Source organism: Sphingomicrobium sediminis (genome assembly GCF_023805295.1).
Lineage (GTDB): Bacteria > Pseudomonadota > Alphaproteobacteria > Sphingomonadales > Sphingomonadaceae > Sphingomicrobium > Sphingomicrobium sediminis.
The window spans coordinates 359198-371646 of the sequence record NZ_JAMSHT010000001.1 but is presented as its reverse complement, the minus strand read 5'-3'; the positions used below and the strand labels follow the sequence as shown (position 1 = coordinate 371646).

Sequence of the window (12449 nt, the reverse complement as noted above, 5' to 3'; positions counted from 1 at the left end):
TACGCCAAAGAAGGTTGAAGGGGCGTTAAACGCCGAGCAGCGCCAGCACGTAGGGACCGAACACGACGACCCCGCCGGCTGCGGCGCCAAGGCTGATGATCAATACTGCAGCCGAGGCAACGTCCTTGGCCTTGCCGATCAGCGGATGATGCTCGAGCGTGACGGCATCGGCGAGCCGCTCGACCGCGGTGTTCACCGCCTCGGCAAACCAGACGAGGGTCGTGAAGGTAATGACGAACACCCATTCCCAGCGCTCGATCCCGAAGGCGAAGCCTGCGATGATGGCGGCGATGGTGCCGATGAGATGGAAACGCGTCGTCGGCTCGCCTTTCCACAGGAAGACGAGGCCCTGCCACGCAAAGCGCAGCGCCTTGATACGGCCGATCAATGTAAAGCGGGTGTCGCTCAGGCGATCTGGCCCTCTTCGACGCTGACATCGTTGCGCTGGAGCGCGGTCAGTACGGTCTCGACGATGTCGGGCGCGGTAAGACCCGCTTCCTCATATTGCTTGGCCGGCGCGTCCTGGTCCTGGAAGACGTCGGGCAGGCGCATCGTGCGGATCTTCACGCCGCTGTCGGTCAGGCCATCGTCCGAGGCCATGGTCAGCACATGGGCGCCGAAGCCACCGACGGCGGCCTCCTCGATCGTCACTGCGACTTCGTGGCGCGAGAGCAGATCGCGGATCAGCGCTTCGTCGAGCGGCTTGGCAAAACGCATGTCGGCGATGGTGACGCTGAGGCCCTTCGCCTCGAGCATGTCGGCCGCCTTCTTGCACTCTTCCATGCGCGCGCCGAGGCACATCAGGGCCACGGTCTTGCCGTCCTTGACGATCCGCCCTTTGCCGATCTCGAGCTTTTCCGGGACTGCCGGGATTTCGACGCCCGTGCCCGCGCCGCGCGGATAGCGCACCGCGATGGGGCCATCGTCATATTCGGCCATGGTATGGACCATATGCGTGAGCTCGGCCTCGTCGGAGGCCGCCATGACGACGAAATTGGGGAGCGTGCAGAGATAAGCGAGATCGAAGCTGCCCGCATGGGTGCAGCCGTCGGCGCCAACCAGCCCGGCACGGTCCATCGCGAAGCGGACCGGCAGGTTCTGGATCGCCACGTCATGCACGACCTGGTCGTAGGCACGCTGGAGGAAGGTCGAATAGATGGCGACGAAGGGCTTGTGGCCCTGCGCAGCGAGACCGGCGGCAAAGCAAACGCCATGCTGCTCGGCAATGCCGACGTCGAACATGCGATCCGGGAACGCCTTCTCGAAATCGTCCATACCGGTGCCGCCCGGCATGGCGGCGGTGATGCCGACAATCTTGTCGTCCTTTTTCGCTTCCGCGATCAGCGCATTGGCAAACACCTTGGTATAGCTGGGCGGCCCGCCCGAGCTCTTCTTCTGTTCGCCCGAGACAACATCGAACTTGGCGACGCCGTGATATTTGTCGGCGCTATTTTCCGCAGGCTCATAGCCCTTGCCCTTTACGGTGCGGGCATGGATCAGGATCGGTCCTTCTTCGGCATCGCGGACATTTTCTAGAATGTCGACGAGGGTCACGACATCATGGCCGTCGACCGGGCCGACATAATAGAAGCCCAGTTCCTCGAACAGCGTACCGCCGGTGACCATGCCGCGGGCATATTCCTCGGCCTTGGCGGCGGTCTTGTGCACGCGCTTGGAGACCCGGCGGAATAGCCGCGAGGCAAAATCGCGCGTCTTGAGATAGGTATCGCTCGACACCAACCGCGCGAGATAGTGCGACAAGCCGCCCACCGGCGGGGCGATCGACATGTCATTGTCGTTCAGGATAACGATCAGGCGATTGCCCGCCTGTTCGGCATTGTTCATCGCTTCGTAGGCGAGACCCGCGCTCATCGATCCATCGCCGATGACGGCAATGACGCGCCCGTCGCTGCCGGTCAGCTTGTTGGAGACGGCAAAACCGACGCCCGCGCTGATCGACGTCGAGCTGTGCGCTGCGCCGAAGGGATCGTATTCGCTTTCGGCCCGCTTGGTGAAACCCGACAGACCCCCGCCCTGGCGCAACGTCCGGATCCGGTCGCGTCGCCCGGTGATGATCTTGTGCGGATAACATTGGTGCCCGACGTCCCAGATCAACCGGTCATTGGGGGTGTCGAACACGTAATGGATGGCCACGGTCAATTCGACTACGCCAAGCCCGGATCCAAGGTGGCCGCCCGACGTACTGACCGCGTCGATCATCTCGGCGCGAAGCTCGTCGGCAAATTGCTTCAGCTGGCTCTTGTCGAGCTTTCGAAGGTCGGCGGGATACTGGACCGTATCCAGCAACGGCGTGTCGGGACGTTGATTCATGCCACCTCCGTAACGCGGCTTTCGGCTCACGTACATACCTTCTCCAGAAGAGGGGCTCGAGTTTCGACCAGAAACGGGAACTTGTCCAGCCAGCTGGACATTCGGGGTGTCAGTCGGCGCAGTCGCCGCAGGTGCCACGCACTTCGATGACCGGGCGCTTGGGGACGAAGCCCGCGCCCTTGGCTGCGTCGCGCACCCCGCCCGACAGATAATCGTCGTCGAGATGGGTCGCCTTCCCGCAATCGTCGCAGATCAGGAAGATGCAATCGTGCAGGCAATCGGGATGCGCGTTGGCGACATAGGCGTTCGCGCTCTCGACCCGCGCGGCGAGGTTCGCGTTCACGAACAGATCGAGGATGCGATACACGCTGTTGGCCGCGACGCGCTTGCCTCGGGCCTGTCCGACCTTCTCGGCAATATCATAGGCGCTGGCCGGCTGGTCGAATGTGGCGAGCGCTTCGAACACACTTTCTCGCATCGCGGTCCACTGTTCGCCTTCGGCCTGCATGCGCTTCTTCGCTGCAACCCTCAGCTCGGTGCCTTCGTGATGGTGATGTTTGTGATCGTGATCGGCCATCTCAGCTAAATAGGCCCTACGCGCCGCAGCGGCAAGTTTAGTCGCTGGCGATTTCGTTAAGACGGTGCCCCAGTGCGAGGATCGCCACACCGACCATCGTGGCGAGCAGTTCGTTGCCGTCATGCGGCATGGTAAGCGCACCGCCCATCACGCCGAGGCCAAGCCCGCCGACCGCGCTCGGCATCATGTAGCGATGCTCGAAAATGCCGCGGCCGAGCGCATAGGCGCCGATGATCATCGCCAGCCCGAGGCCGACTTCATGCACGATTTCGCTGCCCAGCAAGCCACCGGCACTCGCAACCGTCGCCACGAAGGCGACCGTCGCGATGCAGTGCACCAGGCACAGGCCGGACAGGCCGATCGCGATGCGATCTGCGCGTCGGGTGGCCAGGGCCGCAGTAAGAGTCGTGGCGTTCATATGAGGCCCATATAGGCCGGACAGTATTAAGATACAATATCACATTGCACGATTTTTGAACCTGTTCGTCGAAAGTCAGCATTGCACCGTCTCCCGGCACCCCTAAGCCCTTGGTTCCTCTTTTCTTTGTGGGCGGCTCGCGCCATATGCGCCGCATCATGAACGTCGAATCTGGTATTTCCTCTGCTAGCAGGGCCACCGCACGGCCCATCGCCATCGCCAACTGGCTGTTTGCCGTGGCGGGGCTGGTCTTCATCATGGTCGTCGTGGGCGGCATCACCCGCCTCACCGAAAGCGGGCTGTCCATCACCCGTTGGGACCTCATCACCGGCACGCTGCCGCCCTTGTCGGCGGAGAAATGGGAGAGCGAATTCGCGCTCTACCGCCAGACCACCGAATATATCGAGGTGAATGGGCCGGCAGGCATGGATTTGGCCCAGTTCAAACAGATCTATTTCTGGGAGTGGTTCCACCGTTTCCTCGCCCGCATGGTCGGCGTTGCCTTCTTCATTCCGCTGGCCTGGTTTTGGATCCGCAATGCGATCCCGGAGGGCTACAAGCCACGCCTCGTCGCCCTCTTCCTGCTGGGCGCAAGCCAAGGGGCGCTGGGCTGGTATATGGTACAATCGGGCCTCGTCGGGCGTACCGACGTCTCGCATTTCCGTCTCGCTGCGCACCTCCTGACCGCGCTGTTCATCCTTGCCGGCCTTATCTGGACCGCGCTCGACCTGCGCCAGTTCGCCCGCGGCAACACAAAGCCGGCCACGCTCCGCACCGCTGCGCTGCCGGTCGCGCTCATCCTGTTCATCCAGCTCCTGCTCGGCGCCTGGGTCGCCGGCCTCAATGCCGGATATATCAGCAGCGAATGGCCGCTGATGTTCGAGCGTTTCTATCCCGACAATGCGATCGAGTGGGCCGGCGGCACCTGGAACACGCTGACCAACGATCCCTTCCTCATCCACTGGATGCACCGCTGGTGGGCATGGATCGCGGCCGGTGCGCTGATCTGGCTCGCCATCCGCGTCAAACCGCATGACCGGCGCGCCTCGATCGCCATGCATGCAACGGTCGGCACGCAGGTGCTGCTGGGAATCGCCACCGTCCTGAGCGGCATGAACATCGTCCTAGCCGTCCTCCACCAGGCGGTCGGCGCGCTGCTCGTCGCCTCGCTCGCCTGGGGCGCGCACGTGCTGGGCCGCCGCGCATGAGCCATGACGGCCCGATCAGTGTGTACATCATGTGCTCCGCGCTCGGCGAAGCGCAGGAAATCGCCCGCGCGCTGGTCGAGGAACGGCTCGCTGCCTGCTGCAACATCCTCGGCCAGGCCAAGAGCATCTATCGCTGGGAAGGCGCGGTCGAGACCGGCGCCGAATTCCCGGTCGTCGCCAAGACGATGGGCCACAATTTCGACGCGCTCGCGGCGCGGGTGAAGGCACTGCACGGCTTTTCCGTCCCCGCCATCACCGCCTGGCCGATCGTCGAGACGACCCCCGAATATGGCGCGTGGATCGAAGAGAATTGCAGGGCGGTATCTTGATACCCGCCAGCAAGGCCCCGCAAAACTTGACTTAATCGCCTCCCGCCGTCATTAGGCGCGGCAACGGCATGGGGCTGACCCCGTGCCTTTCGTAATTTTTGGAAAGGATCAGGCCATGAAGGCGCTGATGAAGACCACCAAGCCGGCGAAACCGGCCGAGGTCGAAAAAAAATGGCATCTCATCGATGCTGAAAACCTGGTCGTCGGCCGCGTTGCCGCGATCATCGCCAACCACATCCGTGGCAAGCACAAGCCGAGCTTCACCCCGCACGTCGATTGCGGCGACCATGTCGTCGTCATCAACGCCGACAAGGTGCGCTTCACCTCGGACAAGGCGAACACCAAGAAATATTACAAGCACACCGGTTATGCCGGCGGCATCAAGGAAACGACGCCGACCCGCATCCTCGAGGGCAAGCACCCCGAGCGCGTGCTTGAAAAGGCCGTGAAGAACATGGTGCCGCGTGGTCCGCTTGGCCGCGCCGTCATGAAGAACCTTCACCTCTATAACGGCACCGAGCATCCGCACGGCGGCCAGAACCCCGAAGTGCTCGACGTCGCTTCGATGAACCGCAAGAACAAGGTGGGCGCATAATGGCCGACGAAAAGAAGGGTCTCGCTGATCTCGGCGAGCTGACCAAGAAGCAGGAACAGGGCGCCACGGTCGAGGAAACCAAGACCGAGCCCAAGGCTGACAAGTCGGACGTCAAGGCTGACGATGCCGCTGTCGACACCCCGGCCGAAGGCGAAACCGTCGCCGACACCCCGGTCGTGGAGGAAGCCCCGCTTCGCGAGCAGGAAATCGACGATCTCGGCCGCGCTTATGCGACCGGTCGCCGCAAGGACGCCGCTGCACGTGTCTGGCTCAAGCCGGGCTCGGGCAAGATCACGATCAACGGTCGTGACCAGGCTGTCTATTTCGCGCGTCCGACGCAGCGCCTGATCATCAACCAGCCGTTCGGCATCACCGACCGCGTTGGGCAGTATGACGTGATCGCCACCGTCAAGGGCGGCGGCCTGTCGGGCCAGGCCGGTGCGGTGCTGCACGGCATCGCCCAGGCCCTCGCCAAGTACGAACCGGCGCTGCGCACCACGGTGAAGCGTGCCGGCTTCCTCACCCGCGACAGCCGCGTGGTCGAGCGTAAGAAGTACGGTCGCGCCAAGGCCCGCCGTAGCTTCCAGTTCTCGAAGCGTTAAGCGAGCGAGCTGCCGAGCAGAAGAAACAAGCCGTCCGGGAAACCGGGCGGCTTTTTCTTATGTAGAGAGACAGCGAGCAACGGACGGCCTGCGCTCTTCCGAGCGACAGGGTCGACGGGGCAGGCCGCCCTGCCCCGCCCCACACCACTCCCCGTCCTATCCAGCCAACACACCCGTTGGTAGAAGCCTCATTGCCTGTTCAGGCATACTCCGGCACTGCCTCTCCCATGAAAAACCTTGCAACGCTCGCAGCCCTCGCGCTGCTCGCCGCTCCTGCCGCTGCGCAGGACCTCAGCCCCGCCGACGCCATCGGCACGTGGACGGGCGATCTTGCCCTGCCCAACGGCATGAGCCTCCCCATCGAATTCCAAGTCAGCGACGAAGATGCCGACGGCGTCCTTGAAGCGCAGGCCTATAGCCGCGCCCAGACCGACCAGCCGCTGCCGGTCGACGGCGTCGCGCTCGAGGACGATGTCCTCACCATCACCATCGGTGCCGTCGGCGCCGCTTATGAAGGCACCTGGAATGGCGAAGCTTTTGTCGGCACGTTCAGCCAGGGTGGCACGGAATTGCCGCTGACGCTGACCCAGGCCGAATAATCACCGCCTGATATTCTCGAAGGGCCGTCCATCGCGGGCGGCCCTTTTTGTTGCGCCTGCGTGACCGCGCGACTTGCTTTTCTGCGCAATTGCCCCCAATTCCGCGCGCCATGACAAAAGAGAATGAGATTGACCGCCTCCTCGACGAACTGGAGGCCATTTACGAAAAGAGCGTTTCCAACCTTCACGAAGCGCTTCACGCCTACGCCAAGGATGGCACCCGCCCCGACATGGGCGCGCGCGCAGAAGGGCTATTTGCCTATCCCGAATTGAGGATCGACCATGATCCGTCGGGCGATCCGCCCGTCCCGGGCCGCGCATTCGCCCGCCTCAACCAAGCGGGCACCTACACCACCTCGGTCGCACGTCCGCAGCTCTTCCGCTCATACCTCAAGGAACAGCTGATCCATCTCGTGCGCGATTATGACGTGCAGGTGAGCGTCGGGCGCAGCCACATGGAGATCCCCTACCCCTTCGTGCTCGACCAGGCCGATATCGACCTTACGGGCATCACCTCGTCGGAACTCTCGCGCAGCTTCCCCTCGACCGAGTTGGAAGCGATCGGTGACGAGATTGCAGACGGCGTGTGGGATTATTCGATCCACCCGTCACGCCCGCTGGCACTGTTCGACGGGCCGCGCACCGATTTCAGTCTCGCGCGCCTCAAACATTATTCGGGTACCTCGCCCTGGCATTTCCAGCGCTTCGTCCTGTTCACCAACTATGTTCGCTATGTCGACGAATTCGTCCGCTTCGCGATCGACGAACTGCGCAAGGAAGGCAGCCGTTTCACCGCATTCAGCGTGCCGGGCGGCTATTATGAGCGCGGCCAACTGGCCGATGCCGAGGCGCAGATTGCCGCAGGCACGTGGCGCAAGCACCAGATGCCCGCCTACCACCTCATCGCCGAGGATGGCGACGGCATCACCTTGGTGAATATCGGCGTCGGCCCCTCCAACGCCAAGACGATTTGCGACCATATTGCGGTGCTACGCCCTGAGGCGTGGCTGATGATTGGCCATTGCGGCGGCCTCCGCCCCAGCCAGACGATCGGCGACTATGTCCTCGCCCACGCATATTTGCGCGACGATCACGTCCTCGACGAAATGCTGCCGGTAGAAATCCCGATCCCGGCCATCGCCGAAGTCCAGACCGCCATGTATCGCGCCGCGCTCGACATTACCGGTGAGGGCGACGAGGAATTGAAGAAGCGCCTGCGTACCGGCACGGTCGTCACTACCGACGATCGCAACTGGGAGTTGCGCTACACCCTCTCGGCAATGCGCTTCAACCAGAGCCGCGCAGTCGGGATCGATATGGAAAGCGCGACCGTCGCCGCACAGGGCTATCGCTTCCGCGTGCCCTACGGAACGCTGCTATGTGTCAGCGACAAGCCGCTGCATGGCGAGCTGAAACTGCCGGGCCAGGCCAATGCCTTTTATGAAAAGGCGATCAGCCAGCACCTGCGCATCGGCATCGCTGCCCTCGATCATCTGCGTCACGAGGGCGACGGGCTGCACAGCCGCAAGCTGCGCAGCTTCGACGAGCCGCCGCTGCGCTAGGACATCAGCGCCCTACTGGATCTCGATCTGGTAGGGCGAGACGATCACCATGCGAAGCTGGGTGAACTGGCCGTTGCGCCCTGTCGGGACTTCGGCCAGCACGCCCGCAACTACGATCGTGCGGTCAGCGAGGATGGTCTCGGTCACGCCACCGAAATGACGGTCGAGCATCTTCATGCCGTCCTCGTCGATATAGATGCCGACATTCAGGGGATCGCGGAAATCGCGCTCCGAATTGAGGATCAGGCGATTGTCGTTGCGATGCGAGGACCGCACTGTCATGCGCACCGCGCCGACGAACGGGTCGGGCGCCGACGCCTCGACATAGGCCTTGGCCTGTTCGGCCGGGATTTCGCGGGCGAAGAGCTGCTCACCGACTTCGGCGGGCATGCCCATCGCTTCGGCCATCTTGGCGCGGTCCTCGGCAGGATCGGCCACGACCATGGCAAGAAGGGCGGAAAAGGCGGTCAAGATCATGTTCGGTGTCCCCCACGCGGTCACTGGTGATTCGATACATCCGCTCTTACAAGAAGCGCCATGAACGACCAACAACTCGTCGCCGCCGCGCGCGCCGCCGCCCTCAAGGCCTATGCCCCCTATTCGGGTTTCTCGGTAGGCTGTGCAATCCTCAGCACCGATGGCGAGATCGTCACCGGCGCCAACCTCGAAAATGCCTGCTACCGGCTCGGCCTGTGCGCCGAACAGAGCGCGCTAACGACCGCCCAGCACGCCTTCGGCCTCGGCAAGGTTGCCAAGATCGCCGTGGCCGGCGGTGATGGCTCGGGAGACGAATTGGTCGGCGCCCAAAGCGTCACGCCCTGCGGCGGTTGCCGCCAGGCCATCCTCGAAGCCGCGCATATCGGCGGCCGCGATATCGAGATTCTCGCCGCCTCGGGCGACGGCAAGACGGTCGAGCGCATGACCATCGAAGCCATCCTGCCCCACAATTTCGGGCCCAAGAATCTGGAAGACAGCGCCTAGACGAAGACCGCGATCTGCTGCCGGCCGATGGCGAGGCAGCGCCCGTCCTCCGACCACAGCTTCATGTCCTGCGTGGTCATGCCGTCCTCGGCCTGTTCGGCCTCGGCGCGCAGCAAGTGCCAACCGTCCACATTGTCCGGCTCCTCCAACAGGTCGATATGCCAGGTCACGCTCGACAGCGGCCCCATGACGGGAAAACGAACGATCGCGGCAGGCGGCGGTGCATCCGCGAGCGCCAGAAGCGCGGTCGTCGCATCCACGCCCGGTTGGTCGATGAACTTCGCCCATGTCGCCATCATCGGCTCACCGCCCGAGCCACCCTGCGATCCCGCGCCCAGGCGCATGTCGAAATTGGCGGTGAAACCGGGCGCGCGGCTGTTATTGCCGGGAAAGAGCGGGCCCGCTTCGTCCGGCGGCAGCACATCGGGCAGCGGCGGCGGGGTCACCTCGATCCCGCTTGCCTGCGGCGCGGCAAAGACGAAGCTGGCGCGCAGCACGGGCCCGTCATCGCTCACCGCTTCGACCGCGACCATCGTGGTCGAGCGCCCCTTGCGGAGGATACCCGGCAGGAAATGCAGCTTGCCCTGCGCCGGCCCCACGAACACGCATTGCGCGGACTTGAGCGGCGGCAGGTCGTCGAAATAGAGCCGCGCTGCTTCATGCGCGAGCGCCAGCGTCATGCCGCCATAGAGGGTGCGCCCCTGCGCCCAATCCTCGGGCGCCTGGATCGTGAACCGGTCCCTGTCGCGCTCCAACTGCGCGATCGCGTCACTCAATGCGGGCATCACACTCTCCTTTGAGTTGCGGATTGCAACCAAAGGGGTTGCGCGTCAATGACCCTAAATGTCCGTGGGTCGCTTGGGCGCATCGATGTTGCGCCGCGGATGGGGCTTGCTCTTCGCAGCCTTGCGCGCCGCGACCCGGCGGCGATAGGCCGCCATTTGACCGTCTTCGCTGTCGCAATATTCCGGCGGCAGGATTTGCCGACCGTACTTTTCGTAGCTCCGGCCATCGCGCAGACCCATCGCCCGACTTTTCCGAATGATGCGCCACGTCACGAAGGCACCGGTCGGACCGAACAGGAGCAAAAGGAACAGCCGGCCCTGTGGCAACATGCCCGGCGCAAACAAGGCCATGGTGATCGGCACCGTGAAGATGACGGCATAGGCGATCAACATGCGCGACCAGAAAGGCTCACCCGGACGGATCGTCCAATCCACCGCTCGGCGCAGCTTCAGCCCCCAGCCGGTCGAAAAGGACCGGCGCTTCCGCTTCGGCGGAACCATCAGGCCAGCTTGATCTCGCGCAACCGTTGCTGGAGGAATTCGTCCGCCGTGATGGGCGGCTGCTTGGGCTCCTCGCCTTCGGGTACGCAACCGGGCAGCGCCTTGATTTCGAAGTCGCTCCGGAAATGAAGGAAGAAAGGCATCGAATAACGCGCATTACTGGCGCGATCGGGCGTCGGGTTGATGACGCGATGCTGGGTCGAGGGCAGATAGCCGTTGGTCAGCCGGTCGAGCATGTCGCCAATATTGATGGCGAGCTCGCCTTCCTTGGGCTTCACGTCGAGCCACTTGCCTTCCTTGGTCAGCAGCTGGAGACCCGCCTCCTCGGCACCAAGCAGCAAGGTGATGGCATTGATATCGCCATGCGCCCCGGCGCGGATGTGCTGGCCCGTCGGCTCGGTCTGCGGCGGGTAGAAGAGCATGCGCATCACGCTATTGCCGTCCTCGATCGCATCGACGAGAAATTCCTCTTCGATGTTCAGGAAGCGCGCAACCGCGCGCAGCAGCCGCTCGCCAGCCTTGTCGAACTCGGCATAGAGTTCCTTGAAGGTCGCCTCGAAGCTCTCGATTTCTTCCGGCCAGATATTGTCGGCCATATGATCGCGGAAGCGATGCCCCTCGGGCAGGTCGCGCCCGACATGGTAGAATTCCTTGAGGTCGTGATGCTTGTGACCCTTGGCCGTCTCGATCCCGAACGGCGTATAGCCGCGCGCGCCGCCGCCGCCTTCAACATGATACTTACGCTTCACCTCTTCGGGCAGTGCGAAAAACTCTTCCGCTTTCTTGTAGGCGCGGTCGATCAGGTCCTGTGGAATGCCGTGGTCACGCACGATGGCGAAACCATATTCGACAAAGCTGGTGCCAAGGTCATGGGCGAGCGTGTCCGGATCGTCCTTCAGGGAGACGGTCGCAACGCTTTCACTGGTGATTACTTCGGTCATGGGGTGGGCTTTAGCGCCACGTGACCGTCGGTGCAATTGACGCGCGTCAAACCGGATCGGCAGACGATGCCGGCGGAGAGGCGGTCACGGGCCCGACATGAAACACGCCGTCAAAATCGGGCAACGCGTTCTCGCCATCGATCAGGTGAAAACCCGGCGCACGATCGCCTGCATGGTTTGCGGGCGTCGGGTGGGCTGCGCAGGCTATCATGTCGTCCGTAATGGGCGTTCCGGGAGGCGGCATGTCCTCGGGATCGATTGCCAACTGGCAAGACCAGGTCTCACCCGGCCCGTGGATCATGTAGAGTGACACGACATTGGTTTCGGCATCGAGGATCGCAGCCATCGGACGAAACGGTTCGCCGCCCATCGACACCGCACTCTGCCGCGAGTGCAACTCGCCAACCAGCACGACGACCTGGTCATATTTCCCGCGATCGGCAGCGGCACGAATATTGAGTGCTTGAGATGCCTCATGCGGTTCCTGCGCAGGCAAACTGGCCAGTGCGCGCCGTTGCGTTTCATTCTTCGAACCGTTGAAGGATGTGATGTCGATGTCGCGACCAGCACTCTTGAGTGCATGCAGCCGTTCAAGCATGTCGAGCATCGCCACGCTAGCGACACCATCCTCGCGTCCGGTCCATTCGCCTACCGTCTTGATCATCCGCTCGCGAAAACCCTCATGCGGCCCGTTCCACACTTCGCGGAAGGCATCGTCGCTGGTCGCATTGAATTCGATTGCGAGAAGGACACTGCGCGTCTCGGAGATCGCACAAATATATTCGGCCACAGCAGCCGGCGATTCTGCCGTCCCGTGAGATTCTCCGAAAATCAGGAACTTGCCGTCGGCAGCTTGTGCAACTGTCTCCCAGCCGGGAAGTGGGTTGCAGTCGGAAGCGGGTGAAGCGGCGCCGAGCGCCATCGAAAGAGCAATAGCCAAGGACATGGTTGGTGCTTCCTTCTGTTGAAGTCACCAAGACCATATGGGTTCGATACCGGCTTTTAAGTCACTTTCGACGA

Annotated in this window: 16 protein-coding genes; 7 read left to right on the top strand and 9 right to left on the bottom strand. The window is 63.0% G+C overall.

Annotated features, from left to right (window positions below; genetic code table 11):
* Positions 1–25: 25 nt before the first annotated feature.
* From NDO55_RS01825 to NDO55_RS01810, 4 genes are all read right to left on the bottom strand, one after another.
* Positions 26–388, bottom strand: coding sequence for a diacylglycerol kinase (locus NDO55_RS01825; RefSeq protein ID WP_252111870.1), 363 nt, complete (start codon positions 386–388; stop codon positions 26–28).
* Positions 389–405: 17 nt separating this feature from the next.
* On the bottom strand, positions 406–2331 hold the full coding sequence (gene dxs, locus NDO55_RS01820; protein WP_252111868.1) for a 1-deoxy-D-xylulose-5-phosphate synthase: 1926 nt from the start codon (positions 2329–2331) through the stop codon (positions 406–408).
* Between the two features lie 109 nt (positions 2332–2440).
* Positions 2441–2908 carry a Fur family transcriptional regulator gene (locus NDO55_RS01815; protein WP_252111866.1) on the bottom strand — a complete coding sequence of 156 codons (468 nt, stop codon included), beginning with the start codon at positions 2906–2908 and terminating at the stop codon, positions 2441–2443.
* A 37-nt stretch (positions 2909–2945) separates the two neighbouring features.
* Complete coding sequence (locus NDO55_RS01810) at positions 2946–3326, bottom strand: MerC domain-containing protein (RefSeq protein ID WP_252111864.1); 381 nt, start codon at positions 3324–3326, stop codon at positions 2946–2948.
* A gap of 158 nt (positions 3327–3484) precedes the next feature.
* Here NDO55_RS01810 and NDO55_RS01805 point away from each other — a divergent pair, with 158 nt between their 5' ends.
* The 6 genes from NDO55_RS01805 to NDO55_RS01780 all read left to right on the top strand — a co-directional run bounded on the left by NDO55_RS01805 (position 3485) and on the right by NDO55_RS01780 (position 8221).
* Positions 3485–4534, top strand: a complete 1050-nt coding sequence (locus tag NDO55_RS01805; RefSeq protein WP_252111862.1) for a COX15/CtaA family protein — start codon at positions 3485–3487, stop codon at positions 4532–4534.
* Positions 4531–4863, top strand: a complete 333-nt coding sequence (gene cutA, locus NDO55_RS01800; RefSeq protein ID WP_252111860.1) for a divalent-cation tolerance protein CutA — start codon at positions 4531–4533, stop codon at positions 4861–4863. The genes NDO55_RS01805 and cutA overlap by 4 nt, the downstream gene beginning before the upstream one ends.
* Positions 4864–4978: 115 nt before the next feature.
* A complete protein-coding gene (gene rplM / locus NDO55_RS01795) occupies positions 4979–5458 on the top strand; it encodes a 50S ribosomal protein L13 (protein WP_252111858.1) in 480 nt (159 codons plus the stop codon).
* The gene (rpsI, locus tag NDO55_RS01790; RefSeq protein ID WP_252111856.1) at positions 5458–6060 is read left to right on the top strand and encodes a 30S ribosomal protein S9; all 603 of its coding nucleotides are present in this window, start codon (positions 5458–5460) and stop codon (positions 6058–6060) included. The genes rplM and rpsI overlap by 1 nt, the downstream gene beginning before the upstream one ends.
* A 227-nt stretch (positions 6061–6287) precedes the next feature.
* Positions 6288–6659: a hypothetical protein gene (locus tag NDO55_RS01785; protein WP_252111854.1), complete on the top strand. Its 372-nt coding sequence runs from the start codon at positions 6288–6290 to the stop codon at positions 6657–6659.
* Positions 6660–6769: 110 nt separating this feature from the next.
* On the top strand, positions 6770–8221 hold the full coding sequence (locus NDO55_RS01780; RefSeq protein WP_252111852.1) for an AMP nucleosidase: 1452 nt from the start codon (positions 6770–6772) through the stop codon (positions 8219–8221).
* A 12-nt stretch (positions 8222–8233) separates the two neighbouring features.
* Here the strand turns inward: NDO55_RS01780 and NDO55_RS01775 are convergent, their stop codons facing one another.
* Complete coding sequence (locus tag NDO55_RS01775) at positions 8234–8698, bottom strand: hypothetical protein (RefSeq protein ID WP_252111850.1); 465 nt, start codon at positions 8696–8698, stop codon at positions 8234–8236.
* A gap of 60 nt (positions 8699–8758) precedes the next feature.
* Here NDO55_RS01775 and NDO55_RS01770 point away from each other — a divergent pair, with 60 nt between their 5' ends.
* Positions 8759–9202, top strand: a complete 444-nt coding sequence (locus NDO55_RS01770; protein ID WP_252111848.1) for a cytidine deaminase — start codon at positions 8759–8761, stop codon at positions 9200–9202.
* Here NDO55_RS01770 and NDO55_RS01765 read toward each other — a convergent pair.
* The 4 genes from NDO55_RS01765 to NDO55_RS01750 form a co-directional block, all read right to left on the bottom strand.
* The gene (locus NDO55_RS01765) at positions 9199–9987 is read right to left on the bottom strand and encodes a thioesterase family protein (RefSeq protein WP_252111846.1); all 789 of its coding nucleotides are present in this window, start codon (positions 9985–9987) and stop codon (positions 9199–9201) included. The genes NDO55_RS01770 and NDO55_RS01765 overlap by 4 nt on opposite strands.
* Positions 9988–10041: 54 nt before the next feature.
* Positions 10042–10422 carry a hypothetical protein gene (locus tag NDO55_RS01760; protein WP_252111844.1) on the bottom strand — a complete coding sequence of 127 codons (381 nt, stop codon included), beginning with the start codon at positions 10420–10422 and terminating at the stop codon, positions 10042–10044.
* Between the two features lie 65 nt (positions 10423–10487).
* Positions 10488–11429: an isopenicillin N synthase family dioxygenase gene (locus NDO55_RS01755; protein ID WP_252111842.1), complete on the bottom strand. Its 942-nt coding sequence runs from the start codon at positions 11427–11429 to the stop codon at positions 10488–10490.
* A 46-nt stretch (positions 11430–11475) separates the two neighbouring features.
* Positions 11476–12351 (bottom strand): hypothetical protein, encoded by an 876-nt coding sequence (locus NDO55_RS01750; protein ID WP_252111840.1) that lies wholly within the window; start codon positions 12349–12351, stop codon positions 11476–11478.
* Positions 12352–12449 lie beyond the last annotated feature (98 nt).

Coding starts and splice junctions, on each gene's coding strand:
- dxs (WP_252111868.1), bottom strand. CDS start 2,331: ATGAATCAACGTCCCGACACGCCGTTGCTGGATACGGTCCAGTATCCC.
- NDO55_RS01815 (WP_252111866.1), bottom strand. CDS start 2,908: ATGGCCGATCACGATCACAAACATCACCATCACGAAGGCACCGAGCTG.
- NDO55_RS01810 (WP_252111864.1), bottom strand. CDS start 3,326: ATGAACGCCACGACTCTTACTGCGGCCCTGGCCACCCGACGCGCAGAT.
- NDO55_RS01805 (WP_252111862.1), top strand. CDS start 3,485: ATGAACGTCGAATCTGGTATTTCCTCTGCTAGCAGGGCCACCGCACGG.
- cutA (WP_252111860.1), top strand. CDS start 4,531: ATGAGCCATGACGGCCCGATCAGTGTGTACATCATGTGCTCCGCGCTC.
- rplM (WP_252111858.1), top strand. CDS start 4,979: ATGAAGGCGCTGATGAAGACCACCAAGCCGGCGAAACCGGCCGAGGTC.
- rpsI (WP_252111856.1), top strand. CDS start 5,458: ATGGCCGACGAAAAGAAGGGTCTCGCTGATCTCGGCGAGCTGACCAAG.
- NDO55_RS01785 (WP_252111854.1), top strand. CDS start 6,288: ATGAAAAACCTTGCAACGCTCGCAGCCCTCGCGCTGCTCGCCGCTCCT.
- NDO55_RS01780 (WP_252111852.1), top strand. CDS start 6,770: ATGACAAAAGAGAATGAGATTGACCGCCTCCTCGACGAACTGGAGGCC.
- NDO55_RS01775 (WP_252111850.1), bottom strand. CDS start 8,698: ATGATCTTGACCGCCTTTTCCGCCCTTCTTGCCATGGTCGTGGCCGAT.
- NDO55_RS01770 (WP_252111848.1), top strand. CDS start 8,759: ATGAACGACCAACAACTCGTCGCCGCCGCGCGCGCCGCCGCCCTCAAG.
- NDO55_RS01765 (WP_252111846.1), bottom strand. CDS start 9,987: ATGCCCGCATTGAGTGACGCGATCGCGCAGTTGGAGCGCGACAGGGAC.
- NDO55_RS01755 (WP_252111842.1), bottom strand. CDS start 11,429: ATGACCGAAGTAATCACCAGTGAAAGCGTTGCGACCGTCTCCCTGAAG.
- NDO55_RS01750 (WP_252111840.1), bottom strand. CDS start 12,351: ATGGCGCTCGGCGCCGCTTCACCCGCTTCCGACTGCAACCCACTTCCC.